The organism is Campylobacter felis (assembly GCF_030250085.1).
GTDB classification, from domain to species: Bacteria; Campylobacterota; Campylobacteria; order Campylobacterales; family Campylobacteraceae; genus Campylobacter_D; species Campylobacter_D upsaliensis.
The window spans coordinates 58,824-84,542 of the sequence record NZ_JANURX010000007.1 but is presented as its reverse complement, the minus strand read 5'-3'; the positions used below and the strand labels follow the sequence as shown (position 1 = coordinate 84,542).

At 34.9% G+C, this 25,719-nt stretch carries 26 protein-coding genes; 17 read left to right on the top strand and 9 right to left on the bottom strand.

Annotation, left to right across the window (positions count from 1 at the left end; all coding sequences use genetic code 11):
• Both NYG92_RS05475 and NYG92_RS05470 read right to left on the bottom strand, forming a co-directional pair.
• Positions 1-1,201: hypothetical protein (locus NYG92_RS05475; protein ID WP_289233764.1), on the bottom strand; the 1,201-nt coding region annotated here is incomplete at its 3' end.
• Between the two features lie 165 nt (positions 1,202-1,366).
• Positions 1,367-3,088 carry a portal protein gene (locus NYG92_RS05470; protein ID WP_289233763.1) on the bottom strand — a complete coding sequence of 574 codons (1,722 nt, stop codon included), beginning with the start codon at positions 3,086-3,088 and terminating at the stop codon, positions 1,367-1,369.
• Positions 3,089-3,356: 268 nt separating this feature from the next.
• On the opposite strand from NYG92_RS05470, the gene NYG92_RS05465 reads away from it, so the two are divergent.
• Positions 3,357-3,575, top strand: coding sequence for a hypothetical protein (locus tag NYG92_RS05465; RefSeq protein WP_289233762.1), 219 nt, complete (start codon positions 3,357-3,359; stop codon positions 3,573-3,575).
• Here the strand turns inward: NYG92_RS05465 and NYG92_RS05460 are convergent.
• The 4 genes from NYG92_RS05460 to NYG92_RS05445 all read right to left on the bottom strand — a co-directional run bounded on the left by NYG92_RS05460 (position 3,572) and on the right by NYG92_RS05445 (position 7,811).
• Entirely contained in the window at positions 3,572-5,170 is a 1,599-nt protein-coding gene (locus NYG92_RS05460) for a hypothetical protein (RefSeq protein WP_289233761.1), read from the bottom strand. The two genes, NYG92_RS05465 and NYG92_RS05460, sit on opposite strands and share 4 nt — an antisense overlap.
• A gap of 379 nt (positions 5,171-5,549) precedes the next feature.
• Positions 5,550-7,082 carry a DNA primase gene (gene dnaG / locus NYG92_RS05455; protein WP_289233768.1) on the bottom strand — a complete coding sequence of 511 codons (1,533 nt, stop codon included), beginning with the start codon at positions 7,080-7,082 and terminating at the stop codon, positions 5,550-5,552.
• Between the two features lie 137 nt (positions 7,083-7,219).
• Positions 7,220-7,486, bottom strand: coding sequence for a hypothetical protein (locus tag NYG92_RS05450; protein WP_289233760.1), 267 nt, complete (start codon positions 7,484-7,486; stop codon positions 7,220-7,222).
• A gap of 196 nt (positions 7,487-7,682) precedes the next feature.
• Complete coding sequence (locus NYG92_RS05445) at positions 7,683-7,811, bottom strand: hypothetical protein (RefSeq protein ID WP_289233759.1); 129 nt, start codon at positions 7,809-7,811, stop codon at positions 7,683-7,685.
• Between the two features lie 691 nt (positions 7,812-8,502).
• Here NYG92_RS05445 and NYG92_RS05440 point away from each other — a divergent pair.
• The 8 genes from NYG92_RS05440 (at position 8,503) to NYG92_RS05405 (ending at position 13,297) form a co-directional block, all read left to right on the top strand.
• The gene (locus NYG92_RS05440; RefSeq protein WP_289233758.1) at positions 8,503-9,642 is read left to right on the top strand and encodes a tyrosine-type recombinase/integrase; all 1,140 of its coding nucleotides are present in this window, start codon (positions 8,503-8,505) and stop codon (positions 9,640-9,642) included.
• Positions 9,639-9,797 (top strand): hypothetical protein, encoded by a 159-nt coding sequence (locus NYG92_RS05435; RefSeq protein ID WP_289233757.1) that lies wholly within the window; start codon positions 9,639-9,641, stop codon positions 9,795-9,797. The genes NYG92_RS05440 and NYG92_RS05435 overlap by 4 nt, the downstream gene beginning before the upstream one ends.
• A 22-nt stretch (positions 9,798-9,819) precedes the next feature.
• On the top strand, positions 9,820-10,131 hold the full coding sequence (locus NYG92_RS05430; RefSeq protein ID WP_289233756.1) for a hypothetical protein: 312 nt from the start codon (positions 9,820-9,822) through the stop codon (positions 10,129-10,131).
• The gene (locus tag NYG92_RS05425; RefSeq protein ID WP_289233755.1) at positions 10,106-10,396 is read left to right on the top strand and encodes a hypothetical protein; all 291 of its coding nucleotides are present in this window, start codon (positions 10,106-10,108) and stop codon (positions 10,394-10,396) included. The genes NYG92_RS05430 and NYG92_RS05425 overlap by 26 nt, the downstream gene beginning before the upstream one ends.
• Positions 10,397-10,543: 147 nt before the next feature.
• A complete protein-coding gene (locus NYG92_RS05420) occupies positions 10,544-11,422 on the top strand; it encodes a phage replication initiator YdaU family protein (protein ID WP_289233754.1) in 879 nt (292 codons plus the stop codon).
• A complete protein-coding gene (locus NYG92_RS05415; protein WP_289233753.1) occupies positions 11,419-11,715 on the top strand; it encodes a hypothetical protein in 297 nt (98 codons plus the stop codon). Before NYG92_RS05420 ends, NYG92_RS05415 begins: the two co-directional genes overlap by 4 nt.
• Before the next feature lie 59 nt (positions 11,716-11,774).
• The gene (locus tag NYG92_RS05410) at positions 11,775-12,110 is read left to right on the top strand and encodes a hypothetical protein (protein WP_289233752.1); all 336 of its coding nucleotides are present in this window, start codon (positions 11,775-11,777) and stop codon (positions 12,108-12,110) included.
• Positions 12,110-13,297 (top strand): DnaB-like helicase C-terminal domain-containing protein, encoded by a 1,188-nt coding sequence (locus NYG92_RS05405; RefSeq protein ID WP_289233751.1) that lies wholly within the window; start codon positions 12,110-12,112, stop codon positions 13,295-13,297. Before NYG92_RS05410 ends, NYG92_RS05405 begins: the two co-directional genes overlap by 1 nt.
• A 52-nt stretch (positions 13,298-13,349) precedes the next feature.
• On the opposite strand, the gene NYG92_RS05400 is transcribed toward NYG92_RS05405, so the two are convergent.
• Positions 13,350-13,493, bottom strand: a complete 144-nt coding sequence (locus tag NYG92_RS05400) for a hypothetical protein (protein ID WP_289233750.1) — start codon at positions 13,491-13,493, stop codon at positions 13,350-13,352.
• Positions 13,494-13,900: 407 nt separating this feature from the next.
• On the opposite strand from NYG92_RS05400, the gene NYG92_RS05395 reads away from it, so the two are divergent.
• The 5 genes from NYG92_RS05395 (at position 13,901) to speA (ending at position 19,028) form a co-directional block, all read left to right on the top strand.
• Positions 13,901-14,851, top strand: coding sequence for a hypothetical protein (locus NYG92_RS05395; RefSeq protein ID WP_289233749.1), 951 nt, complete (start codon positions 13,901-13,903; stop codon positions 14,849-14,851).
• 80 nt (positions 14,852-14,931) lie between these two features.
• Positions 14,932-15,408: a pantetheine-phosphate adenylyltransferase gene (gene coaD / locus NYG92_RS05390; RefSeq protein ID WP_027303941.1), complete on the top strand. Its 477-nt coding sequence runs from the start codon at positions 14,932-14,934 to the stop codon at positions 15,406-15,408.
• A complete protein-coding gene (gene tmk / locus NYG92_RS05385; RefSeq protein ID WP_270976535.1) occupies positions 15,399-15,980 on the top strand; it encodes a dTMP kinase in 582 nt (193 codons plus the stop codon). Before coaD ends, tmk begins: the two co-directional genes overlap by 10 nt.
• The gene (hisS, locus tag NYG92_RS05380) at positions 15,973-17,199 is read left to right on the top strand and encodes a histidine--tRNA ligase (RefSeq protein ID WP_289233748.1); all 1,227 of its coding nucleotides are present in this window, start codon (positions 15,973-15,975) and stop codon (positions 17,197-17,199) included. The genes tmk and hisS overlap by 8 nt, the downstream gene beginning before the upstream one ends.
• A complete protein-coding gene (speA, locus tag NYG92_RS05375) occupies positions 17,196-19,028 on the top strand; it encodes a biosynthetic arginine decarboxylase (protein ID WP_270976546.1) in 1,833 nt (610 codons plus the stop codon). The genes hisS and speA overlap by 4 nt, the downstream gene beginning before the upstream one ends.
• Here the strand turns inward: speA and hemH are convergent.
• Positions 19,009-19,923, bottom strand: a complete 915-nt coding sequence (gene hemH / locus NYG92_RS05370; RefSeq protein ID WP_270976660.1) for a ferrochelatase — start codon at positions 19,921-19,923, stop codon at positions 19,009-19,011. The genes speA and hemH overlap by 20 nt on opposite strands.
• Positions 19,924-20,011: 88 nt before the next feature.
• On the opposite strand from hemH, the gene alaS reads away from it, so the two are divergent.
• Genes alaS through NYG92_RS05355 form a run of 3 tightly spaced genes read left to right on the top strand, consistent with a single transcriptional unit; the run spans position 20,012 to position 25,007 of the window.
• A complete protein-coding gene (gene alaS / locus NYG92_RS05365; RefSeq protein WP_289233747.1) occupies positions 20,012-22,546 on the top strand; it encodes an alanine--tRNA ligase in 2,535 nt (844 codons plus the stop codon).
• A complete protein-coding gene (maf, locus tag NYG92_RS05360; RefSeq protein ID WP_289233746.1) occupies positions 22,546-23,091 on the top strand; it encodes a septum formation inhibitor Maf in 546 nt (181 codons plus the stop codon). The genes alaS and maf overlap by 1 nt, the downstream gene beginning before the upstream one ends.
• Positions 23,088-25,007 (top strand): penicillin-binding protein 1A, encoded by a 1,920-nt coding sequence (locus NYG92_RS05355; protein WP_289233745.1) that lies wholly within the window; start codon positions 23,088-23,090, stop codon positions 25,005-25,007. The genes maf and NYG92_RS05355 overlap by 4 nt, the downstream gene beginning before the upstream one ends.
• A 35-nt stretch (positions 25,008-25,042) precedes the next feature.
• Here the strand turns inward: NYG92_RS05355 and NYG92_RS05350 are convergent, their stop codons facing one another.
• Complete coding sequence (locus NYG92_RS05350) at positions 25,043-25,705, bottom strand: Crp/Fnr family transcriptional regulator (protein WP_289233744.1); 663 nt, start codon at positions 25,703-25,705, stop codon at positions 25,043-25,045.
• Between the last annotated feature and the right edge of the window lie 14 nt (positions 25,706-25,719).

Sequence of the window (25,719 nt, the reverse complement as noted above, 5' to 3'; positions counted from 1 at the left end):
TAACTGCCTTTGTAAAAGGCGTCTTTCCTTTTTTAGCACCAGCAATAGCCCCTATAAACGCGCCTCCTATTTCGTGCCTACTATCAAAAACGCTCTGCCAAAAATTATCAAAAAAGCCCGTATTGACGAGGTATTTTTGCTCCTTGCCATTTTCGTTTTTGATGAAATAAAGCTCATTTTCCTTACTTAGTCCCACATCATCAAAGCCATTTAACTCTGCTATAATTAGGGCATTTTTTAGATATTCTTGTTGTAATTCTTGTTTTTTTTCCTTATCGCTAAAAATGTGCCTTAAAAGCTCACTTTCTTCAAATTGTTTTAAAACATTGACCGCTTTTTGCACATCAGCACCGATAATCCCCTCACTTTTATACGCATCTTTAAATTCTCTTATCGTGTCTTTATCATCGTTAAAAAGCGTATGAAAAAAGCCCAGCTCCTCCTCCATAAATTCGACTTCGCTTTTATTGTATCCGCTATCTTTTTGTATGAGTCTTAGCTTTTCTTTTTCCTTTTCAAGTGCTTTTTTGTAATCTAATTCATCATATTTATCTCTTAAAGCGTATTTTTCCCTTTCATTAAGTTCTAAATCCCCTCTTTCTAGCTTTTCCCTCACGCTTTTAAGCGCTCTTTTTTTAATGTCCTCTTTTTCGCTTTCAAAAATGTAATTTTCATCTTTAAAGCCAAGTTTATTAAGCCCCAGTTCTAAGCTATCAGCCACAGCGTTAAGCCCTAAATTATCCGCCGTATCCCTTAAGCTTTTAGTAAAAATATTTTCATTTTCTAGCCTTTTTTCAAATAAGGCTTCTTTTCTTTTAAGCTCTTTTTTCTTAGTTTCTAAATCCGCTTTAATTAAACCCGCTTTTGAATTTGCGAACTCTTTTGCCTTTTTAAAATCATAAAAATTATAATTTTGCTTTCTCTCATCACTAAGCCAAGATAACCCAGCGTTAAATTCAGCCTTTAACGCTTCATTTTCTTTATTTTTAAGCAGTTTTTGCCTAGTTTCCTCAGCACTAGGCTTTGAAAAAGAAAAATTACCCCCCTTTAAAGCATTGTAAATCGCTTCTGTATCGCCTTTTAAATCATTTTCTAATTTATCAAAATCAAGGCTTGAATTTAAGCCCTTTAGATAATTAATCGCTTCATTTTTATCTTTTCCACTTTTTTCAAACGCTTCAAAATTAAAATTAAACTGCATTATAACCTCCTATAAATTTACAAAAAACGCCCTAAGAAATTTAAAACGCTTTCATAACGAAGCAATTTAGCCCTTTAGAAAAGAAAGGCATAAGCCTTTCAAGTTTCTAAAGTGGATAACCCTTGCTGAGTGTGAAAGCGTTTTAAAATTCTTTAAGCCCCTTTTTTACCTCAAATCCTGTCCTGCTTTTTGCATAGAGGCATTGCCCTTTTGCTCTAAATTCTTAGGATTTTCAAGTAAAAGGGCGTTTTGTGTGCTTTGATTAATAGCTACGCCGTGTGCTAAATCGCCTTGAGAGGAGTATTTTTTCGTTTTAGCTTTTAGCTCTAAAATCTCAGCTTTTTTCTTTTCAAGTTCCAGTTTCATATTTTCTAAATTTAGCCCTTTTTCTAAACTCTCACTTTCATTTTGCGCCTCATTTTGCTTTTGCGTGATAAGCTCTAATAAGTCTTTTGCCTGTGTGCTTTGGACATCTTTTAGCATTAAAAGCATCATTTGGCTCATTAAGCTAGGATCGTGTGAAAAGCTTTTAATAATCTCAGCCCAAGAGGCTAATTTTTCCTCATTTGACTGCGTTTTGATTTGAGATTTATAAGAAAGGTCAAATTTGCCTATTTTTATGCGGTTGTTTTCATTTTCATTAATGCTAAAATACCTCTGCCCCACCCTCTCATCACTGATTTGAAAGACTTGTTTTTTAGTAAAATAAAGACTAATATAATCAATCGCCTTTTTAAAAATAAGCCTATCCATAACATCGCAAGCATTTAGATATTCTTGCAATCCCATAAGCCCAGCTTCGCGGCGTTGTGAAATGGCATCATTACTCATTCTATTATTGGCAATTCCTAGTGCTTCATCATTTAAACCGCTTATCATTTTGGCTAAATTGCGCTTTTCATTTGCCTTAGCACTAATGGTCGCTATGTCGTTGTGATGCTCTACAAATTTAAGCTTATTATCCCTTAATGCTCCGCTTCTTACCTTTACCACAGCATTATCTAAGCTCGCTTGTTTGATAAATTCCTCCGCTTCTAAAATGGCATCTTCTTCAAAAAAGGCTTTCAAAGTGCCTATCATATTCATCATTTTATTTTCACTATAATTGATATAATCTTGCAAGGGCTTAATGTCCCTAAAAAGCCCATACCATACGCCTTTTTCATCGATATTAAATTTACTCACTATAAAAGGATGCATACCATTTTTAAAAGGCTTTTTCTCATAGCTTAGTAAGCCCTCCTCCTGCCATATATACCTAGCAAAACCCTGCTCCTCTTTAATCCAGCTTTCTATTAAAATACATCTTTGGTCGAAATTGCGTTGATTTTTAATATAAGGGGTCGTTTTTAAAAGCCTTTTTGCCTCCTCAAAGCCCATATTAAGCTTTTTATGAAAACGCCTTGCATCAAGAGCGTTCAAATCCTCACTATAAGCGTCCATTAAAAAGCTAAGTGGATCAAGGCTTTTAAGACTTAAGAAATAATCACCCTCACTGTCTTTTTCGCACCATAATTCGCAAAGGCCCAAGCCAAAAATTAAATTTCTATCTCTTTTAATGATTTCTTTATTGTAATTAACATCCTCGCTAAATACTTTTAAAATATCATTGATTAAAATCGCAGTATTATGGTCGCTTTCTTGGCGTCCGCTGACTTTAATTTCTGCTATGCTTTGGGCTTTATAGCCTATGATTTTATTAATGATGAGTTTAAAAATATTTTCTATAACCGGGCTTTGTCTTCTTTCCAAAATGGTCTGTAAATTCACAGGGTCGATTTGATCGCCGTGATAATATTTTAAACTTTGATGAAATTCATAAAAAGATCTTTGACTTGCTCTCAAATCAAAATCATAAAGTTCTTTAAGCTCATTAAGTGAAAGCATACTAACCCTTAAAAGACGGGGGATTATGATAGTTAATGGAGACCCCGCCTTGTTTTTATATGGCTTTAAAACTTTAGGAGTGAAGCCTTAAAGCTTTGAAATTATGCTTGAAATGCCCTTTTAAAAAAAGGCTTAAATTATGTTATAATCCTAAAAAACTTCTAAGGAGAGAAAATGCAAATTTTAAGCATAGCCATTTTAATCATTTCTATTATTTTTATTTTTACCGCTCCTATATTTTTCTTTAAAAAACTTGCGGATTTAATCGATGAAAAATAAACTAACCCGCATTTTAGATAATTTAGAAAAACTTGCCGGCTCATTTTCCCTAACGCTTATCGCTTTGATTTCTTATTTATTTTTAAATGCTGAAAATTTAATCTTTTTAAGAATTAGCATTTTGATTTTTGCCATTTGTCTTAATTTAATCTCGCTTATTTGTATAATTTGGCTTTATCTTAAATTTTTTAAAAAATTAAATAACTAAAACCCCTTATAAATCCTCTCTTTTAGCTCTTCTGCATTTTCTACCACTTTAAGATAAATTTGCCCCTCAAAGATGAGATAAAATGCCTCTTTTCTTTCGCCATTTTTAAAGACAAGCGGCGCAAAATGATTTAAAATGTAAGTTTCATAAAAGCTTATGATATTTTTCTGGCTACCATTGCTAAAAAGCGTATCAAAACAGCTATCAATGTCCTTGCTATTTTTTCTTGTCCAAGCGCTATTTTCATTATAAAAAAGCTCCGTGTTTAAAAAAGTGGCATTATTTATAGCCGCCTCATTTTTATAAAAACACACAAAAGGCACTTTTTTGATAAAATCATCCACCCTAACTTCGACCATTTCAGCATAATTTTTCCTTTTTTCCTCTAAAGTATAAAGGCGCGATTTTTGGATATAATAATCCCCACTCATCAAAGCCTTTTCACTCTCAAAAAGCCTAGTTTCAAGCTCTTTTTTCTTAGTTTCTTTTAGCTTTTGCATACCTTTTCTAATATTTTCTATACTCTCAATTTTCCAACTATGTCCATAAGTGTCAATATCTTTTGTTAGCTTTTTAATCTGTTCTTCTTTTCTCTTTAACTCCTCACTCTCACCTAGCCATCTTTCATAATCCTCATTTAACACCCTCTTAAAATGCTCACTTTCTTTGAAAACCCCGTCTCTCTCCTCTTTAATTTGCTCTCTTGTTTTGACAAGTTCATTAAAATTCAAAGGTAATTCTAGCCTTAAGGCTTTGTTATAATTTTTATTTTTATCTATAAAATCCTCCGTGCAAATTTGTCTAAAAAAGGGATGCACCTGTTTAGCCACCACAGCTTCATAATGCTTATTTGCAGTCCCCCTAATATCAAAGCCCACTCCCACAAGCTCACTAAAGCCCTTTAGTATGCGGTCATTAGCTTTCTTAGCATTGATTAAAAGGCTATCTTGCTTTTCTTTGACACTTAAGCCCCCCTCACCCTTTTGCATATAACCCTCACTTATTTCACCTATAAAACCCTCATTGCCTCCTTGTGTATAATGGGCTCTTGTCATTATCATTTCATCGACCTTATCTTCTTTTAAATCCCCCCTTAAGCCCTTGCTAATATCATAAGCAAGAGAGGGGCTAAAACTTTCACTTCCTGGGGCATTTTGCCTATAAATGCACCCATCAGCGTAAATACTATAATTTTTATCGCTATTTAAAAGGCTCATTTCGCCCTTATTATCATTAAAAGCCTTTTGCCACGCCGCCTTTTTAAACCCTGCGTCCGCTTTAAAGGCTAAATCCCCCGCTTTTAAAGCGTTTCTTGTCATTATCCTATTTCCCACTAAGCCAACGCCACCACCTATAATGCCTAAAATCCCCCCAGTAAAAATACTGCCTATTACGGTAAAAATCCCGCCAAAAATGTTAAAGCCCCCAAATATCCCCTTTTTAGTCTTAGCACCAGCGATAGCCCAAGCGATGTAATCATACTCCTTAGGCTCTAAGTCAAGCTCATATTTTTTAATAATAGCACCAAATTGATTCATAGCATGATTGTAATGCCTTCTTCTTCTTCTTCTTTTAGTTCTGCCTGTTAATCCCATAAAATTTTCCTTTTTTACCTTCTTTTTAACGCAAAAATTGCGATTTTTGCTAAAAGAAGCAAAAGCTAAAGGCACACCCACCTAAATGCTTTGCATTTAGCCAAATCACGCCTTTAAATTTGCTTTTAAGCCGAAGCAACCCATTTCCTCATTGCAAAGTTTTAAATTTCTCCTTAAAAACCTAAACCCAAAATAACCCAAAAAGCCCATTAAAAAAAGCCTTAAAATTTGTGTTATAATCAAAAAAATGATAAAAAATTTAAATAAACTTGAGGAATTAGAATAATGATAGGCTTAATCGTAAGTGCTTTTGCGTTAATTGTTTTTTGCGGCTCTACCTTGATGATTATCAAAATGCTTGAAAACGATAAAGAAAAGCCTAAACATCGCTTTTAATTTGTGCGATTTTACTGGCTAATTCCTTAAGCCTCAAAGGCTCTCTTTCACTTTCTTTTTGCTTATAAAGATTTGAAAGAACAAAGGCTTTTAAGGCTTCATTTTGCCTTTCTTTTGCGTAAATTTTCACATTTTCATCAGCTAAAAGCTCCCTTTTTTTGCCCTCATCGTTAAAAAACGCCCTGTCTAAAAACTCCCCCGCATAGTAAATAAGCCTTTCTTTAAAGTCCTCATCATTTAAAGCACTTTTAATGATTTGCAAAATTTGTCTTTGATTTTCCGTATCATTTTTAAAAGTCTTTTTTGCCTTTAAAAACTCGCTCTCATCGATATTTAAATAACTTGCCGCCTTGCTAAAAAGCTCTTTTTTAAGATAAAAATTACTCACGCTTTCTATCATCTTTTTAAGCTTTATAAAAAGCGCGTGTTTAGCCTCACTATTTTGCGCTTTTTGCATTGCGAATTTAATATAAAACTCAAGACCCTCATAAGTATGCAAAGCTAGGCTTTTAATGTCGTATTTTTGCATAAATTCGCCCACATCTTTGACATTTTTTTTACACAGCGCGACCTTGAGATTAAAAAATTCATTTTCAAAGCACAGCCAAAGAGCTTTGTTCACAGCTTCATAACCAGCCTTGTCCTTATCAGGCACGAAAATAAGCTCTAAATTCTCCACATTAAGCCTTTTAATAAGGCTTAAATGCGAATGCGTGAAAGCCGTCCCAAGACAAGCCACCGCACTTTTAAAACCCGCTTTTTGCAAAGCGATCGCATCAAAAAAGCCCTCACATAAATAAAGCTTTTTAGAAAGCCTTGCATAATCTTTTGCCTTATCAAAACCATAAAGCAAAAAGCTCTTATTAAAAAGCTCACTATTTAAAGAATTCACATATTTGCCAAGCTTTCCTCCTGCTTTTAATTCCCTCGTGCTAAAGCCTCTTACACGCCCAAAGCTATCTTTTATCACAAAGCTTAAGCGACCTACAAAAAGAGAGTAAAAGCCCTTTTGATTTTCCTTGATATAGCCTAGTTTTTTGGCTATATTCATATAATTTTTTGCCTTTAAAAATCTAAGCAAATTTTCCAAATCCCCCGTATATCCAAGCTCAAATTCGCCTATATCGCTCTCATCTAAGCCCCTTTTTTTGCAAAAAGCTAAACTCTCCTCATTAAAATTATTTTTAAAATACTCATTTAGCTCTTTTAAAAAGCCAAATTCCTCTTTTTGAGTGGAGTTAAAATTAAGTTCTATATTTTCAAGTTTCGCCACTTCAGCCACCGCTTCAGTGAAGCTAAGATTTTTATAATCTTGTAAGAATTTTATGGCGTCCCCGCCCTTTCCGCACCCAAAGCAGTGCCAATAGCCCTTATTTATATTGATGATAAAAGAGGCGGTTTTTTCCGCGTGAAAGGGGCAATTTGCCTTATAAAACGCCCCCTCTTTTCTTAAAATAAGATAATTTTCTATAATCCTAACGATGTCTATTCTACTTTTAAACTCTTGCAAATCCATCACTTTCCTCCTATTTTATTTACTTTTTAGCGGGATTTTGCCTTTTAAACTTGCTTTCCAAGAGAATTGCAAAAATTAGTGCAATGAAACGCTTTAGCCCTTTTGAAAAGAAACGCCTTAAGCCCACGCCGACCCCCCTACACAGCCCTAGCCTTTAAAAAAAACCCCGCAATTTCCTTATATGCGATTTCAAAGCGAAGCGGGGTTTTCATTTGGCACTCACAAGAGACGCATAAGGGCTTAAATTCTAGCACCCCGCTATAATTTGCCTCGATAAGCATTTGCTTAAAAAGCGCGTTTTTATCGACATTGTAATTAAAAATGAGCGCCTTATCATTTTCTCTTTGACACACATCACAGACTATTTTTTCCTTACCACTTTCAAAAAAACAATTTAAAAACATTTTATTTCCTTTATTTTAATTTACTTTCACCGCGAAGCAAAGCTTTGCTAAAAGAACCTTCTCAAGCGATAGCGTTCCGATGAGTTACGAAACGCACCGCGCCTAAGTAAAAAACGCTAAAGGCACGACCCGCCCAAATGCTTTGCATTTAGCCAAGTTCGCCCTTAAACTTACTGCACCTAAAGCCCAATCGTCGCTAACGCAAAAGCCCGAGTTCGCCTCTAAGCTCATTTAAACCCAGCCCTAAAAGCCTATTTTTCCACACTCTCACCACTTCCCCCTGCCAGTAAGGCAGAGAGAAAACTAAGGCTAGAAGCCTCTCCACAAAATAAACAGCATTTTTTTAAAAAAAATAAAAGTTTCGATGATATGGGCTTTTGAAAAGTATTTTAAAAAAGGCTTTAGGATTTTTTCAAAAAGCGGAGGGGGGGTCAGCCCCACCTTAAAGTTTTGTTTTTGTCTCACGCTTTAAAAATCTTTTGAGGTAAAAAAACTTTTCAAAAGTCTATGTTATAGGGCTTAGACTAGCTTTATTACTATGGCACAAATTTTAAATGCTTTGTGCCATAAAAAAGCAAGACTAAATCTAATCTAAGCCCTATAAACAAGGCTTTTAAAGGCTTTTAGCTTTTAAAAAAAGCTTTTGGCACAAAAAGGCGTTTTAAAACCCTTTAGAAAAGCCCTTTTTATAGGGATTTAAAGTGCTTAAAGCCCCATAAAAAATAAAAATTAGCTTAAATGCTCTCGTGTGCGGTCGCTTAAGGGCGTGAATTTAGCACTGGTAAGCAGTCGCATCAAAAGGGCGGAGGCTTGTTAGGAGGGGGGTCGTTAAGCAAAAGGAGGTGGCTCTCGTGTGCGGTCGCTTAAGCGTGATGGCAAACTCACCTTAAGCGGCAGGGCAAATTTAGCCAAATGGTGCGGAAAATTTACGCCAAATGGTGCGGAAAATTCAAGCCAAAAAAGCTTTTTTTAAAAGCTAAAAGCTTAGGAAACTAGGCAAAAAAGGAGAAAAGATTATGATAGAAAAAATTCTAAATTCTACGCTTTATGAGCGTAATGGTGTGTGGTATATCGATGCAAGTATCGTTAGAAATGGGACGCAAGAAAGATTGCGTTTTTCGACTTCTTTTGCGGTGGATGAGATGAAAAAGCAAAGCGAGCAATACGCCCTTTTAAAAGAGCTTAAAACGGACTTTGTAAGGCTCTATCTTAAAAAGCAAAAGCACAAATTCAAAAAGACTTATGAAGTGCATAAAAAAAGAGGCGTGAAGCTTTTTAAAAATGTGGCAAAAGACTTCTTAGACTCCTTATACGGGCTTAAGCCAAAGTCTAAAAATAGCCTTGTGGAAAACATACGCCCCGCACTTAGCTTTTTTGAGTGGCATAATATAACAGACATTGATAAAGAGGAAATTGAGAAATTTTTCAATTTCTTAGACGAAAAAAACATTAGCATTTGCACGAAAAAGCACTATGCCAAAACGCTAAATAGAGTGCTTTGCTATGCTTTAGAAAATGAGCTTATAGAAAAAAACCCTTTCAAAATGCGAAAATGGCGTGATGATACAAAAGAAATTCAAGCCTTTAGCCATCAAGAAATTCAAACCCTACTCACGCAAAGCACTGGAGAGATTGGCATTTATCTTAAAATCGCTCTTTTGTGTGGGGCTAGAACAGGCGAAATTTTAGCATTGCAATGGAAGCATATAGACTTTAAAAATAAAAAAATCATCATAGAGCAAAGTATCAATAGCTTTGGCTTAGGCAGTCCTAAAACAGCAAATTCAAGGCGGATTATAGATCTTTTAAAGCCTCTTTTTGAATTTTTAGAGCAGGTCAAAGAGCAAAGAAAGCCAAGTGAAGAGGATTTCATCTTTAAAGGCGTTTTAAAGCCTTATATAAAGAATTTTCACAAAAGCTATTTAAGAGTGCAATATATCACCCTTTTAAGCCGTTTTAACATCGCTTATCGCCCTATTTATAATACTAGGCATAGCTTCGCCTCCTTTATGCTTTCAAAGGGCGAGAATTTAATGTGGGTTTCTTGGATGATGGGGCATAAAAATACAAGCATAACGCTCAGTTTTTATTCTAAATACCTCCCAAGCGGCACGCACGCGGAGTTTTTAAAGAGCTTTTTAGGGGGTGAGCTATGACTTACGCGCTTTTTATAAAGGTCATTAATGAAAAAACAGGACGCGAAAAAATGATAGATACGAAAGCTTACTGCCTCGCAGATATTCAAAAAATCATCGATGTTTATAAGCAAGGAGGCTGGAAGCTTAAGGCGTTTAGCTTTAAAAATTTTTAACACAAAGGAAAGTGAGATTTAAATGAAACAATATTATCTAAGCAGGATTTGGGGAAAGAAACTTTTAGTAGGCTTTTATGACAGCACAAAGTATCGTTATAGCAAATGTGTGAGAATTTTTTTAGAAAAGCTTAAAGATAGGACTACTAAGGGCTTTAGCTTTGAGAATTTAGAGGAGTTATTAAGCCTTATGAAAATAAGTATAAGGATAAAGCATAAGGGCAAAGCGCCCCTTATTTTAAAAGATAAAAGCCATTTTATGCGGTGCTATCTTTTATTATTTGAGTTTATAGAAAAGGAGAAACGCTATGCAAGAAATTTTTTACAAATTTAAAATACCGCGAAGTGAGAAATTTGTATGCGGCTTTTGTGGGGCGCATGCTCGCCTTTTTCACGCGACAAATCCGCTTTTTGAAAAGCTTAATGAAAAGCAAAAAGCTAAGGTTTTAAATGAGGGGCGTTTTGAGTGTGAGCCACTATGCCCGCACTGCTTTAAAAGCGCGAATTTCAAAGTCGTTTTAGAGCTTTACGCACTTAAAAAGACTAGCATTTGCACGCTTAAAATGAGAGAAAGAAGGAAGGATTTTGATTTTCTTTAGTAAGGGCTTTGGGTTTTGAAAGTTGTAGAGGCGAACTCGGGGCTTTTGCGTTAGCAAAAGGGTGGGGACGCCTTTAGCTTTTGTTACTTTTAGGTGAAATCGCAATTTCGCCGCTAAAAAGTAAATTAAAATAGAAAAGGATTGAATATGATAATTAAAGCAAAATTAAAAGGAAATTTCACGCAGGTTAGCAATGAGCTTATCAACCATCCGCATTTAAGTAATAATGCCAAGCTTTTGTGTATTAAAATTCTTTCTTTGCCTGAAAATTGGCGGCTTAATACAAAATATTTAGCAAATTTTTTAGGCTTAGGCGTGAGGGCAACTCAAAAATATTTAAGAGAATTAATTGATGTGGGCATTTTTGAAAAGGCGCAAGAATTAGACGAAAAAACTGCAAAATACACGCAAAATTTTACCATTATTTTTAATTCTTTTGATGATGAGGAAAAAGAGCTAAATGAGTGCAATGAAAGCCCTAAAAATAGCGAAAGTAAAACGCAAAGTATGGAAAATGACGGATTTGTTAAAGATGCAAATGCTAAAAGTATGGAAAATAAGAGCGTGGATAATGGCGAAAAAAAACCGCTGAGCGGAATTAATTCGCACATATATAATAAAGAATTTTTTAGTAATAAAAAATTCTTATACCGATTGAAAAATTTTTCAAATCGCACGATTTTTTTAAATCTACAACAGGGCTTTAAAATCAAAAATAGCTTTTTAGACTTTTCTTGTTTTGATGAAAGAGAAAAAATTGAAATTGATAAATGGTTCGCTTATAAAAAAAGGCTTTCAAAAGGACAATTTAACGCAATGAGTAAGGAAAGACAACTCAAAAAAATCAAGGGTTTTAAACTGGCAAATCAAAACATTATAGCAATTATTAATCAAAGCATAGAACAAGGTTGGCAAGGACTTTTTGCCTTTAAAACAAGCACAAAGGCGCAAAGTAAGGCAAGTGTAAGGCAAAAGGAAAAAGACGACTTAATGGCGTATTTTGATGACTTAAAAGCAGTAAAATGAGATCTTACAACCGCCCTAGCCATTATCAAACGAGCAAAAAGCCTAAGCAAAGAAGCACGACTTTTTACCTAGAAAGACGGCTTTTAAAGCTTTTAAAAGAAATCGCACAATTTGAAAACATCAGCCTTAGCATAATGGTAGAAAGGAGCTTAAATTATGCAAGAAGTGGGAATTTTAAAAGAGCAAACAAAATCAAAAAAAAGACAAAGATTTATGCTAAAAACAAGCACAAATTTGCAAATTGCAAGGCAAAGCAAAAAGATGAAATTAACCAAAAATGCCTATTTAACTAAGTCTTTACTAGACTTTTTAGTGCAATATAAATCGCAAAATATTTTCTTTTTTGGGCGTGATGATGAATAAAAAAGAGTTTTTAGAATACATTATCGATAATGTAAGCTATCTTAACATTGTGGAAAAAAGGCTTTTATGTGAATTTATAGTGGGTTTAAATGAGAGCTTTATCAAAGCACTTTTTCAAAGAGCTTTGAGCGAAAGAGCGATTAATCTAAAGAGCTTAAATGCCCTGTATGATGAGCTTTTAAACGAGGAGGCGTTAAGACTTGCAAGAAATTCTAAGATTAATTTTAAAAGTCAAAACGACCGCTATAAATACGACCCTTTGGAGCTTTTAAAAAGCTATTATTATGAAAAATTAAAAAATAATTCTTTAAAAAAAGGCAAATAATGCAAAGTATTGTCATAAGATCTTTACTTGAATTCCCGCAGAAATTAAGCGAATTTGAAAACGCTTTTCATAAAAAAATATTTGAGCCAGCTTATCAAAACTTTCTTTCTAAAATCTATAAGTTAGAAAAAATCAGCCTAGCCGCTTTTGAGGCGGAATTAAGCGAAATGGAACTTAAAAGCGAGGAGTATATAAAAATCGCAAGCGCCGTGCCAGAGCTTGACTTTTTAGAATACGAAAAGCCTCTTAAAAAGTCCTTTATGCTAAGAGAGCAAGAGAGTTTAGCAAGGCTTTTGCTAAAGGCAAGTAGCGAAAAAACGCTTTTAAATTTAGAGAATTTGCAAAGTGATTTTAGTGAGCTTTATACAAGTTCTTTTTTAAGCTTTTTAGAGTGGGAGAGCAAATATAACCAAAGAGATGCAAACGAACAGATAAAAAGCGGGGTGAGCTTTTTAGACCACGCTTTAGACGGGGGCTTTGAAATGGCACAGCTTGTGCTAATAAGCGGAGATCCTGAAATGGGTAAAACCAGCCTTTGCTTACAAGTGATAGAAAATATCTCTCGCTTACATAAAGTCGCCTTTTTCTGCTTTGAATTTACCATATGGGACTACATCAAAAAAAGGCAAAATAACACGCATTTTAATAAGGAAAATTTGATTATTTTAAATGACGGATATAATATCTTTGAAATGGAAAATAATATAAGAATTCTAGCCAAAAAGGGCGTAAAAGTCTTTTTCATCGATAGTCAAATGAGGGTAGAAAATAATAATGAGGGAAACAACCCAGAAGAAAGAGAAACGATGAAATTTAGCGTTTTAGCTAAACTTTGCCATAAGCTTGACATTTTGATTTTAATGGTCGTGCAAACCTCAAAAAGTGATACGGAAAATCCTCTTGGAAGCAAAAGAGCATCGCATGAGGCAAGTATCATCATGCGGCTTGAGAAGGTAGAATGCGATAAACACGACCTAAGCCATAAAAATAAGGCTTTTCATCCCTCAAAACGCAAATTCATCATGCAAAAAAACAAGCAAACAGGAAAGCACTTTGTCGAGGAAGTGGGCTTTAAGCAAGTTAATCAAAGCTTTTATAGCCTTTATGATGAGGGTAAAAAAATGGTGCAAGTGGATTTTAACGAAATACAAAAAACGCTAAATTTAAACGATGATGAGCCCTTTTAAAGGGCTAATCTTATATCGCTTAACACCGCCTTACTGGCAGGGGGAAAGTAGCTCATTGCGGACTTGTTAATTCTTTTTTAGATACTTTCATAGCTCTTTTATATCCTAAGAAATGCCTTTTATAAACAAAGCCATAAAATACATAGCCTTTGAATATGGTGTATGCCGCCCTTAAAGCTCTATCAAAGAACCGCATTGAAGCTTTTAAAACCCCTTTTTTACAAGCTATTAAAAGCCCGTTTAACTAAGCTCCACCGATAAATAAACGCTGTTATTTTAAGCGATAAAATTAATGATTAATCATAAAAAGAATAAAAAAATTCCTAAAAGTAACAAATACTTTTGATTTTTTATCAAAAAAATTGTTTTTTTAAATTTTTTATATTTATTTTGCTAGAATCTTAAATGTAAATATCTCAATTTGAAAGGTAAATAATGAAAAAATTATTTTTTATTATGTTGCTCGGTGTGTTCTTTTCAGGTGTTGCTTTAGCAAACTTTGATTGTGATGTAAAATGTAAAATTCTTAAAGAGCAATAGATTGCCCAAGTATGTGCCGTTTATCAGCTATGCACTCCAAACCAAGCGAGTAAAGGAGAATTTATGAAAGTCGCCAACGATGTTCAAATTATCGGTTTAAATGACGCCCTTACTTATTCTAAAAGAGCGAATATAGCAAGTAAAGATTTTCAAAGCTTGAAAGAAGAGGAGCTTAAACAAGAAGATTTTTTAAGTGTTTTAAATCATATTGAGGGCATCAGGGTGATTTTCCAAGATGAGGAAAGCTCTAAATTTGTCAGCTTAAACCTCACGAAAAGTAATTTCACAAGAATTTTAAAGCATTTTAATCAAAAAGATAATTATTTTTTACGAGAAGATGGAGCGATAAGGCTTAACGGAGCTGCACAAAATTTTGTCGCTGGGTGGTTTAAAAATGCAGCTTATGATTTAAATTATCTCAAAGCCGATGCGGATAAAAATGGCTTGATACAAGGAAAAGAAAACGAAAAGCTTTACCTTTATAGTGATGTAATCTACACGCCTGACAACCCTAAAGGTGGTCCAAATGATGTCATAAGACAACTTTATCTACAAGGTGGAGGGGGTAGAATTTTGGCAAATGATGATATGGAAAGGGAGTTAGATGAAGCTTTAAATGCGCTTCTTGCTTTTGATAAAAATGCAGATAAGAAAATAAGCATTTTAGAGCTTGAAGGTTCTAAAGAAAGGGTTATCGCTAAGGCTAAAATTCAGTTTGATAATCCAAGCTCCATAAGTAAAGAAATGTTAGAAAAATTAAAAAGAAAAAGCAAAGAAATAGAAAATGCAAGCGATGAGGCAGAGGAGAAAAATGACGCAACTAATATCAAAAATAAGGCGTTAGAGCAAGGACTAAGTGCCTTAAATATGAGTGAGCTTTTAAAATTGAAAGAAAAATACCCAGAAGAATACGAGCAATTAAAGCAAAAAGATTTAGAAAATTTAAGTAAAGATTTAAACGAGGACTTAAAAGCACACTATGAAAGTCTAAAAATCATCGATCAGCTAACCTAGTCTTAACATAAACTATACAATAAATCAAATTTCAATTAATTTTATTTAAGTAAAATAACACATTTTTATGAGGAGAGTCGATGACTTGTTTATATCCGGGCAGCTTTGACCCCATCACAAATGGGCATTTAGATGTGATTAAAAGAGCGCTTAAAATCTTTGACAAAGTGGTCGTTGCCATAGCACAAAGTGAACATAAAAACCCTTGTTTTAGTTTAGAAAAACGCAAAGATTTAGCCCTACTTGCGACACAAAATTTAAAAAATGTAGAGATTGTTACCTTTACTAATTTGCTTGTGGATTTAGCTAAGGAGCTTGAGATAAAAACGGTTATTAGAGGACTTAGAGCGGTGAGTGATTTTGAATATGAGCTTCAAATAGGCTATGCAAATAACACTTTATGGAGTGAATTTGAAACAGTTTATCTAATGCCAAATTTAAAAAATGCCTTCATCTCAAGCTCCATAGTCCGCTCCATAGCAGCACACGGAGGCGATGTCAGCTCTTTAGTGCCAAAAGAAATTTTACCCTTTTTAAAGGATAGCTCGTGTATGTAGTTTTAGAGGGAATTGATTGCGTAGGAAAAAGCACACAAATAGAGCTTTTAAAGCCTATTTACAAAGATGCCATTTTCACAAGTGAGCCTGGTGCGACTAAGCTGGGAGAGTATTTAAGAGAACTTTTGCTTAATAGACCCTACCCTATCTCATCAAAAGCAGAGCTTTTACTCTTTTTAGCCGATAGAAATCAACATTATGAAGAAATTTTAAGAGAAAACGAACAAAAGCTTATCATCAGCGATAGAAGCATAATCTCAGGTATGGCTTATGCTAAAAATTTTGACCTTGATATTTTATTTACCTTAAATGACTTTGCCCTTAATGGCTTTTTCCCACAAAAAGCCATTTTTCTAAGAGGTGATGAGAGCTTACTCAAAGAAAGAATGGGGCAAAAAAATTTAGACGACATAGAAAAACGAGGAGTTGCGTATTTTATAAATGTGCAAGAAAAAATGGAAAAGGTTTTAAATTTCTTAAAATTTAAAATTGATCTTAAAATTTTAGAGCTAGATGCGAAAGATAGTATAGAAAATTTACACGAAAAGATAAAGGAATTCATTAATGATTAACGCTTTAAAGGGTATGAAAGATATAGAAGGCAAACAAGCCTTTTATTATACTAAAATCATAAAAATTTGCGAAGAAGTGGCACAAAATTATGGCTTTAGCTTCATCAACACTCCACATTTAGAACTTAGCAAACTTTTTAAAAGAAGTGTGGGAGAAAGCTCTGACATAGTCGGTAAAGAAATGTATGAATTTATCGATAAGGGCGGCAATGAAGTCTGTTTAAGACCTGAAGGCACGGCTGGTGTGGTGCGTTCTTACATCGAGCATAAAATGGATAAAAGTGGAAGTGTGAAGCGATGGTTTTATCACGGCTCAATGTTTCGCTACGAAAGACCGCAAAAAGGGCGTTTGAGAGAATTTCATCAATTTGGCGTAGAGAGTTTTGGCACTAAAAGCGTCTATGAAGATGCTTCTCTTATTTTAATGCTAGTAGAAATTTTCACACGCCTTGACATTAAATTTAAACTTATTATTAATTCTTTGGGCTGTTTTGAGTGCTTAGAGTCTTATAAAAAAACCTTAATAGAATTTTTAAAAACTCAAAATGGCTTTTGTGAAGATTGTTTGCGGCGTCAAACGCTTAATCCCATACGCGTTTTAGACTGCAAAAATGAGCATTGTCAAAGTCTGCTTCAAAACGCGCCTTTACTTAGTCAAAGACTTTGCCCCTCTTGTGAGAAAAATTTCACACTTTTACAAACTTGCCTAAAAGAAAATGGCGTGGAATTTGAGCTTGACGATAAGCTTGTGAGGGGGCTTGATTATTATTCTCAAACGGCATTTGAGTTTATTAGCGATGAAATAGGTGCTAAAGCGGCTATCGCTGGGGGAGGAAGATATGATAGACTTATTGAATATTTAGGTGGTAAAAATGGCTATGGCGTAGGCTTTGCGCTTGGCATTGAAAGGCTTATTGCGATTTTGGAGCAAAAAGAAGAAAATGAGGAGCGTAAGGGAATTTATCTGTGTGCCTTAGATGAAGCTTATATGCCACATCTAATGCAAATCGCTACAAAATTAAGAAAAAACAAAAAAGTATTTTTATCTTACGAAGCAAAAAAACTTGCAAAACATCTAGCAAGTGCCGATACTATGGAGACTGAAATCTTTTTATGTATGGGTGAAAATGAAGTAAAAAATCAAAGCTTATTTTATAAAAATTTAAACACAAAAGAAGAAAAGCAAATTTTAATCTCAACTTTGGAGCAGCATTTATGAATAGCTATGGTATAGACATTTGGGGAGATGATAATTTCATTATTAAAAATGGCAAAGTTTGTGTGAATTATGGCAAAAAACCCGCCATTATCGATATGATCAAAGAACTACGCAATGACGGATATAGAGGTCCTTTACTACTTCGCTTTCCACACCTTATCCAAAAGCAAATCGAAAATATTTATGGTAGTTTTACTAAGGCGCGTAAGGAATTTGATTATAAGGGCGGTTTTAACGCCGTTTATCCTTTAAAAGTCAATCAATATCCAGGCTTTGTAAAAAACCTTGTCAAGCTTGGCAAAGATTATAATTACGGACTTGAAGCAGGCTCAAAGGCAGAACTTTTACTCGCTATGGCTTATAATAATGAAAACTCTCCCATTACCGTTAATGGCTTTAAAGATAGAGAATTAATCAACATAGGCTTCATCGCCGCTGAAATGGGACATAATATCACCTTAACCATAGAAGGGCTTAATGAGCTTGAAGCCATCATCGACATCGCTAAAGAGCGTTTTAAACCTAAACCAAACATAGGACTTAGGGTGCGTTTGCACTCGGCTGGAGTAGGAATTTGGGCGAAAAGTGGGGGAATTCATTCTAAATTTGGACTAACCTCAACCGAACTAATAGAAGCTGTTAATTTGCTTAAAGAAAACAAGCTTATAGAGCAATTTACGATGATTCATTTCCATCTTGGCTCACAAATTAACGAAATTCATCCGCTTAAAAAAGCCTTAAATGAAGCAGGAAATATCTATACTGAACTTAGAAAAATGGGGGCTAAAAATTTAAAAGCTATTAATTTAGGCGGAGGCTTGGCGGTGGAGTATTCGCAGTTTAAAGACGAAAAAAGTAGAAATTACACTTTAAGAGAATATGCTAATGATGTGGTTTTTATCCTTAAAAATATCGCTGAGCAAAAAAGCGACATTGAGCCTGATATTTTCATAGAAAGTGGGCGTTTTGTCGCTGCCTCGCACGCCATTTTAATTGCTCCTGTTTTAGAGCTTTTTTCTCAAGAATATGCCGAAAATAAGCTTGTTTTAAAAAAGCAAAATCCTAAACTCATCGATGAGCTTTACGATCTTTATCAAAACATAAAGCCCTCCAACGCCCTTGAATATCTTCACGATAGCATTGACCATCTTGAAAGCATTTTGACGCTTTTTGATTTAGGCTATGTGGATTTAAAAGACCGCTCAAATGCCGAAATTTTAACTCAACTCATTAGCAAAAAGGCAATTTTACTGCTTAAAGATAAGCCAAGTGCGGATTTAATCGCTATACAAAATGAAGTGCAAGAACGCTATTTGGTAAATTTTTCTCTCTTTCAAAGTATGCCCGATTTTTGGGGTTTGGAGCAAAATTTCCCCATTATGCCTCTTGACAGACTTGATGAAAAGCCTACAAGAAGTGCGAGTATTTGGGATATCACTTGTGATAGTGATGGTGAAATTTCTTATTCTAAGGACAATCCTTTACTTTTGCACGATGTCGATGTGGAAAAGGAGAACTATTTTTTAGGCTTTTTTCTTATGGGGGCTTATCAGGAAGTGCTTGGTATGAAGCATAATCTTTTCACTCACCCAACTGAAGCTAGCGTTTATATAGATGAAAATGGCTATGTTTTAAAAGACATTATCGAAGCACAATCTATACTCGATATTTTAGAGGATATAGACTATGATATTCACGCGATTATGGATATTTTAAATGAGCGTATTAGCGAATCTTCGCTCGTTGATGAAAAGCAAAAAAAGCACATTTTAGGAGAGCTTTATCTTTTTTTAAATGATAATGGCTATCTTAAGAGTATAGGCGTTTAAGGATAAATTCCATAAATTCCTCGCTTTCATTGGGGCAAGCGATGACTTTATAATCTTTGGATGCGATTTTTCTATATTCTATCTCTAGCTCGAAAATCGTCTCCACACAATCAATACAAAAAGAAAGCGGATAAATCAAAGCCTCATTTTTAAGTGTTGAAAGAATTTCGCTCGTGCTAGGACCTAACCATTTTACCGGACCCAATTTTGACTGGTAAGCAAGTAAAATTTCATCAAAATAATCCTTCAAGCTTTCTTTTAAAAGCTCAAAATGTGCATTAATGTGCTTTTCATACAAATCCCCCTTTTTTATCACAGAAAGAGGCAAAGAGTGTGCTGAAAAAATAAGGCTTTTTTTATATCCGGGCATAAAGCTTTCATTAGCTTTTAAAATATGGCTTATCAGCATTTCATTATAAAGCTTATCTTTGTAAAAAAATTCCACTTCTTTTAGCTTTGCTTTAATTTCTTGCTTTTTTATCTCCTTATGCAAGACTTCAAGCGAAGTTGTGATGGTCGTTGATGAGTGATGAGGATAAAGAGGGAAAAGTATCAATTCATCATCGTTGTTTAAGTCATATTTTTGCAAAACTTCTTTGGCAAAGGGCGGGACATAAAGATTAACAAAATCAAATTGAAAATCTTTTTGTCTAGAATTTAGCTTATCGCAAAGAGAGGTGGTAATGAAATTAAGCGGCGAAAAGCCGCCTATTTGCTTATAATTTTCCCTCATCGCCCCTACCCTTGCCTTAGTGATGCAAAAAGCGACAAAAGAGCGTAAAAAAGCATTTTTAATCCCCAAAATATAAGGATCATTAAACATATTTTTTAAAAAAAGCTCACAATCTTTCAAATTGCAAGCCCCGCCCATATTTAAAAACAAAACAAGCTTCATCATATCCCTTTGAAAAAAGCTTGATTATAGCTTAATTTTACTTAATTTTGCTATCATTTGACTTTTAGAAATTTTAATAGGAAAAATAATGGATATAAGAGCCCAATTTTTAAATTTTTTCGCCTCAAAAGGACACGAGATCACTCCCTCAAGCCCTTTAGTGCCTGATGATGCAAGTCTTCTTTTTACAAATGCTGGTATGGTGGCTTTTAAAAATATTTTCACAGGAGAGGTGCCACGCCCTACCCCTCCGCGTAAAACAAGCTGTCAAACCTGCATTAGAGCAGGTGGAAAGCATAATGATTTAGACAATGTCGGCTACACTGCGCGCCATCATACCTTTTTTGAAATGCTTGGAAATTTTAGCTTTGGAGATTATTTTAAAAAAGAGGCTATTGCCTATGCTTGGGAATTTGTAACGGAGGTTTTAAAACTCCCTAAAGAAAGACTTTATGTTACGGTTCACGAAAAAGATGACGAGGCTTATACGCTTTGGCAAGCACACATTGAAAAAGAACGCATTTATAAATTTGGTGATAAGGATAATTTCTGGCAAATGGGCGATACTGGACCTTGCGGACCTTGTAGCGAAATTTTTTACGATCAAGGCGAAGAGCATTTTCACTCAAGTGAAGACTATATGGGAGGTGATGGAGATCGCTTTTTAGAAATTTGGAATTTGGTTTTTATGCAGTATGAAAGAAGTAGCGATGGCACTTTAAGCCCTCTTCCTAAGCCTAGCATAGATACAGGGATGGGACTTGAGAGAGTTTATGCGATTAAGGAGGGAAAATTAAGCAATTTTGACAGCTCCTTATTTATGCCTTTAATTAATCAAATCGCCTCGCTTTGTGGCAGGGCTTATGTGTATGAAAGCGGAGCAAGTTATAGAGTCATAGCCGATCATATCCGCTCAAGTGCTTTTTTACTCGCTCAAGGAGTAAGTTTTGATAAAGAAGGCAGGGGCTATGTTTTACGCAGAATTTTACGCAGAGCTTTAAGACACGGCTATTTGCTAGGACTTAAAGAACCTTTTATGTATAAGCTTGTCGATGTGCTTTGTGAGCTTATGGGCGGACATTATGCGTATTTAAATGAAAAAAAAGAAGCCATTAAAGAGCAAATTAAACTCGAAGAAGAAAGATTTTTAAGCACCATAGAAAAGGGCATAGAGCTTTTTAACGAAGAATTAGCCAAAACACAAAATATTTTTAGCGGAGAGATAGCCTTTAAGCTTTATGATACCTATGGTTTCCCTCTTGATTTAACTCAAGATATGTTAAGAGAAAAGGGGCTAAGCATTGATGAAGAGTGCTTTGAAAGATTAATGAGTGAGCAAAAAGAAAGAGCTAAAGCTGCTTGGAAAGGAAGCGGAGATAAGGTTGTGAGTGGGGATTTTAAAATTTTGCTAGAACGCTTTGGTAAAAATGAATTTGTAGGTTACACGCAAAAAGCGTGTGAGAGTCAAATTCTAGCCCTTTTAGATGAAAATTTCAAAATGCAAGAAAAACTTCATAATGGACAAACAGGCTGGGTCTTTTTAGATAAAACGCCCTTTTATGCAAATAGCGGCGGACAAGTGGGAGATAAGGGCTTTTTAGACGAAAATGAAATCAGCGATACGCAAAAATTCTTCGAGCTTAATCTTAGCAAAATCACCGCTAAAAATGAGCTTAAGCTAAATGAGAAGCTTTTAGCACACATTGATGAGGGCAAAAGAGAACAAATCGCAAGACACCATTCAGCCACGCATTTACTTCACTATGCTTTGCGTAAAATTTTAGGAACACACATCGCTCAAGCTGGGTCTTTGGTCGAATTTAATAAACTTCGCTTTGATTTTAATCATCCTAAAGCTCTCACTAAAGAAGAATTAGAAAAGATAGAAAATTTAGTCAATGAGATGATTAGCTCCTCTTATCCTGCCCTGCTTGAAGAAATGAGCCTTGATGATGCAAAAAAAAGCGGTGCAATAGCCCTTTTTAGTGAAAAATATGAAAGTAAAGTTAGAGTTTTAAGTCTAGGAGAAAGCAAGGAGCTTTGCGGTGGAACGCATGTAAATAATAGTGCTGAAATAGGAAGCTTTTTCATACTGAAAGAAAGTGGAGTGAGTGCTGGAGTAAGGCGTATTGAAGCTGTGGTTTCAAAAGCGGCACACACTTACGCTAAAAATGCCTTAAAAGAACTTGAAAGTTTAAAAATAGAGCTTAAAAATAATGATTTATTAAGCGGAATTTCAAAGCTTAAAAATGAAATTTCAAAGCTTAAAAATGAGCTAAAAAACTCAAATCAAAATGAGCTAAAAAGCGAAAATGTCAAAGGCGTGCAAATTTGCATAGCTAAAGTAGAAAATGGCGACATAAAGGCGATGATTGATCATTTTAAAAATCAATTTGAAAAAGCGATCATTTTACTCATACAAGAAAAAGAAGGCAAGATAAGTCTTGCTGCTGGAGTTAAAAATGCTCCTTTAAAGGCTGGAAATTTAGTCAAAAATATCGCTATAATTTTGGGAGGAAATGGCGGCGGAAAAGATGACTTTGCCACAGCTGGAGGCAAGGATCTTACAAAAATAGATGAAGCTTTAAAAGAGGCTAAAAGCTTTATAGAAAAAGGACTTTAATGCTTATCTTAGCTTCAAGTTCTAAAATAAGAGCCTCCTTGCTTCAAAATGAGGGCGTAGAATTTCAACAAATGTCATTTGATTATGATGAAAGTCTTAAAAAAGACACTAAGCCTCATCTTTATGTGCAAAAAATCGTCCTTGAAAAAGAAAGACAATTTTGCATAAAAAACGACTTAAAAAACGAAACTTTGCTTTTTGCAGATAGCGTTGTAAGCATAAGGGGGCAAATTTTAACTAAGGCTAAAAACGATGAAGAAGCTCTTAAAATGCTCTTAATGCAAAGTCAAAGTAAAGTGAGTGTTTTAAGTGCTTTTTTGCTTCAAAGTCCTTTAAAAAGGGTATTTTCTCTTTCTAAAACGACACTTTTTTTAGCCCAATTTGACGAAGAAGATATGAAGCAATATATTCAAAGCAAACTTTATCTAAACAAAGCTGGTGCGTTAATGTGCGAGGGCTTTCATCAAAAATACATCTTAAAGCAAAACGGCTCTTTAAACACAGCTTTAGGACTGGATACTCAAACCTTAAAGGCATATTTATGAAAATTTTAAAATATTTTTTCTCTTTTGCAATTCTTATTTTCATTTGTGGGGTGATTTATGCGAGCTATTTGTTTGTAAGTGCAGACACAGAGGGCTATACTTTTAAAGAATACAGCCCTCCTCTTACAAGTCAAATTTATGATAAAAATGGCAAATTAATCGCTAATATTTTCGAGCAACATCGCTTTTATGCTAAATATGAAGAATTTCCTCCAAAACTCATAGAAGCTTTAATAGCCATCGAGGATACTGCTTTTTTTGAGCATAATGGTGTTAATATCGATGCCATTTTTCGTGCCGCTTTAAAAATCATCAAAACAGGGGGGCAGACTATGGAGGGTGCTTCAACTCTCACGCAGCAATTTATCAAAAACACAGAATTAACCCCCGAAAGAACGCTTAATAGAAAAATTAAAGAAGCCCTACTCGCCTATAAAATGGAAACTTTACTAAGCAAGGAAGAAATTTTAGAACGCTATTTGAATTTCATCTTTTTTGGACACGGATATTATGGCGTTAAAACGGCAGCTAGAGGTTATTTTCACAAAGAATTAGATGAATTGAGCCTTAAAGAAATTGCTATGCTTGTAGGTATGCCAAAAGCTCCTAGCTCTTATGACCCTACCAAACATTTTGATTTAAGCGTTTCAAGGGCAAATAATGTCATAGCGAGATTATATTCTTTAGGGTGGATTTCTAAAAATGATTATGAGATAGCGATGAAGGAAACACCAAAAGTGTATGATGATACCCTAACGCAAAATGTCGCACCTTATGTAGTCGATGAAGTCATTAAGCAATTAAGCCCGCAATTTAGCGATTTAAAAACAGGAGGCTATCAAATCACCCTAAATTTAGACCTTGAAGTGCAAAAAATGGCAAGAGAAGCCTTAAAATTTGGCTATGATGAAATCATTAAACGCGATAAAGACGCAAATTTAAGCACTTTAAATGGTGCTATGGTCGTGGTCAATCATCAAAATGGCGATGTTTTAGCCTTAGTGGGTGGGGTTGATTATGAAAAAAGTCATTATAATAGAGCCACGCAAAGCACAAGGCAGCCCGGAAGCTCTTTTAAACCTTTTTTATATCAAATCGCTATCAATCTTGGCTACTCAACTATGAGTGAAGTTCCTGATATTTCACGCATTTTTGAAAGTGCAGAGGAGGACTGGAAACCTAAAAACTATGGAAGCAATTTTCAAGGACTCATCACCCTAAAACAGGCTCTTACTGCTTCAAGAAATCTAGCAACTATCAATTTAGCCCTTGAAATAGGACTTGATGTAGTCTATTCTAAACTTTTAGAATTTGGCTTTAGTCAAAATATCCCTGCGGATTTATCCATAGTGCTTGGAAGCTTTGGAATTTCGCCTTTAGAATTTGCTAAATTTTATACGATGTTTGGTAATTATGGTGTGATTAAAGAGCCTGTTTTAATTAGAGAAATTAAAAATAAAAATGGAGTTTTAATCGCACAATTTAACTCAAAAGAGACAAAAGTCAGTGAGGCAGAACAGACTTTTTTGGTGCTTGATATGATGAAAAGTGTCGTTGAAAAAGGCACAGGGCGTAACGCTAGAGTCGCAGATATCGAAATAGCAGGTAAGACAGGCACATCAAATAAAAGCATCGATGCGTGGTTTTGTGGGCTTACGCCAGAGATAGAAGCACTCATTTGGTATGGTAATGACAATAACAAACCTATGCGTTACACAGAAGGAGGTGCTAGGACAGCTGCACCTGTATTTAAGGACTTTTTGACGCGTTATATCGCAGCCTTCCCAGAAACTAAAAGAAAATTTGATGTGCCAAATGATGTCAGGCGTGGGACCTATAATAATTCAAGAGAATATTACACACCCAAATCGCCTCTACCTAATAAAAAACACCATCAAAATGAGATTTTGTTTTGATGATGAAATTAAAAAACTAGGCGATGAAATAGCACTTAACTTTCTCCTTCGCCTAGCTCATAAAGTCCGCTTTTAAGCACAATTTCATTGCGATTTGTCTCAATTAGCCCTTGTGTTTTTAGCTCTTTTATCACTCTTGCAACTACTTCTCTAACACTGCTGATGTTATTTGCTATGCTCTCTTGACTAGCCTTTACATGGTTATCCCTAGCATTGCTTAATAGAAACTTCACTACGCGATTTTTAAGACTTTTAAAGCTTACATCATTAATGGTATCAAAGGCTTGTTTTAGGCGTTTAGAGACTAGTGAGAGATTAAAACGCATAATAGATTCATTGCTATGCGTAAGGGCTTCAAAGCTTTTGTTTGGCAGGATAAACACACTAGAATCTTCCATAAACTCAAGCACCACATCAACTTGTATATTTGAAAAAATACAGCTTGTAGCAATAATACAACTCTCTTTGCCACTTATAGTAAAATGGTGATTTTTAGCATTGCTTGAGACGCTAAAAAAGCGGATTTTGCCACTTAAAACATACAAAAAGCCCAAAAGTTCATTGCTATCAGAATAGATTCTATATCCCTTTGTGTATGTTTTTACAATGCTCTTCTTCTGTAACACTTCAAGGCTTCTCTCATCGCCACATATTGTGGTATTTATCTGTGCTAAGGTATCTTTAGTGAGTGGTTGCATATTTTCCTTTTTGT

Coding starts and splice junctions, on each gene's coding strand:
- NYG92_RS05460 (WP_289233761.1), bottom strand. CDS start 5,170: ATGGGATTAACAGGCAGAACTAAAAGAAGAAGAAGAAGAAGGCATTAC.
- NYG92_RS05410 (WP_289233752.1), top strand. CDS start 11,775: ATGATGAATAAAAAAGAGTTTTTAGAATACATTATCGATAATGTAAGC.
- alaS (WP_289233747.1), top strand. CDS start 20,012: ATGGATATAAGAGCCCAATTTTTAAATTTTTTCGCCTCAAAAGGACAC.
- maf (WP_289233746.1), top strand. CDS start 22,546: ATGCTTATCTTAGCTTCAAGTTCTAAAATAAGAGCCTCCTTGCTTCAA.
- NYG92_RS05400 (WP_289233750.1), bottom strand. CDS start 13,493: ATGCGGTTCTTTGATAGAGCTTTAAGGGCGGCATACACCATATTCAAA.
- hemH (WP_270976660.1), bottom strand. CDS start 19,923: ATGAAGCTTGTTTTGTTTTTAAATATGGGCGGGGCTTGCAATTTGAAA.
- NYG92_RS05425 (WP_289233755.1), top strand. CDS start 10,106: ATGCAAGAAATTTTTTACAAATTTAAAATACCGCGAAGTGAGAAATTT.
- NYG92_RS05435 (WP_289233757.1), top strand. CDS start 9,639: ATGACTTACGCGCTTTTTATAAAGGTCATTAATGAAAAAACAGGACGC.
- NYG92_RS05355 (WP_289233745.1), top strand. CDS start 23,088: ATGAAAATTTTAAAATATTTTTTCTCTTTTGCAATTCTTATTTTCATT.
- speA (WP_270976546.1), top strand. CDS start 17,196: ATGAATAGCTATGGTATAGACATTTGGGGAGATGATAATTTCATTATT.
- NYG92_RS05465 (WP_289233762.1), top strand. CDS start 3,357: ATGAAAAATAAACTAACCCGCATTTTAGATAATTTAGAAAAACTTGCC.
- NYG92_RS05420 (WP_289233754.1), top strand. CDS start 10,544: ATGATAATTAAAGCAAAATTAAAAGGAAATTTCACGCAGGTTAGCAAT.
- dnaG (WP_289233768.1), bottom strand. CDS start 7,082: ATGGATTTGCAAGAGTTTAAAAGTAGAATAGACATCGTTAGGATTATA.
- NYG92_RS05350 (WP_289233744.1), bottom strand. CDS start 25,705: ATGCAACCACTCACTAAAGATACCTTAGCACAGATAAATACCACAATA.
- coaD (WP_027303941.1), top strand. CDS start 14,932: ATGACTTGTTTATATCCGGGCAGCTTTGACCCCATCACAAATGGGCAT.
- NYG92_RS05450 (WP_289233760.1), bottom strand. CDS start 7,486: ATGTTTTTAAATTGTTTTTTTGAAAGTGGTAAGGAAAAAATAGTCTGT.
- NYG92_RS05395 (WP_289233749.1), top strand. CDS start 13,901: ATGAAAGTCGCCAACGATGTTCAAATTATCGGTTTAAATGACGCCCTT.
- NYG92_RS05470 (WP_289233763.1), bottom strand. CDS start 3,088: ATGCTTTCACTTAATGAGCTTAAAGAACTTTATGATTTTGATTTGAGA.
- hisS (WP_289233748.1), top strand. CDS start 15,973: ATGATTAACGCTTTAAAGGGTATGAAAGATATAGAAGGCAAACAAGCC.
- NYG92_RS05405 (WP_289233751.1), top strand. CDS start 12,110: ATGCAAAGTATTGTCATAAGATCTTTACTTGAATTCCCGCAGAAATTA.
- NYG92_RS05415 (WP_289233753.1), top strand. CDS start 11,419: ATGAGATCTTACAACCGCCCTAGCCATTATCAAACGAGCAAAAAGCCT.
- NYG92_RS05440 (WP_289233758.1), top strand. CDS start 8,503: ATGATAGAAAAAATTCTAAATTCTACGCTTTATGAGCGTAATGGTGTG.
- NYG92_RS05430 (WP_289233756.1), top strand. CDS start 9,820: ATGAAACAATATTATCTAAGCAGGATTTGGGGAAAGAAACTTTTAGTA.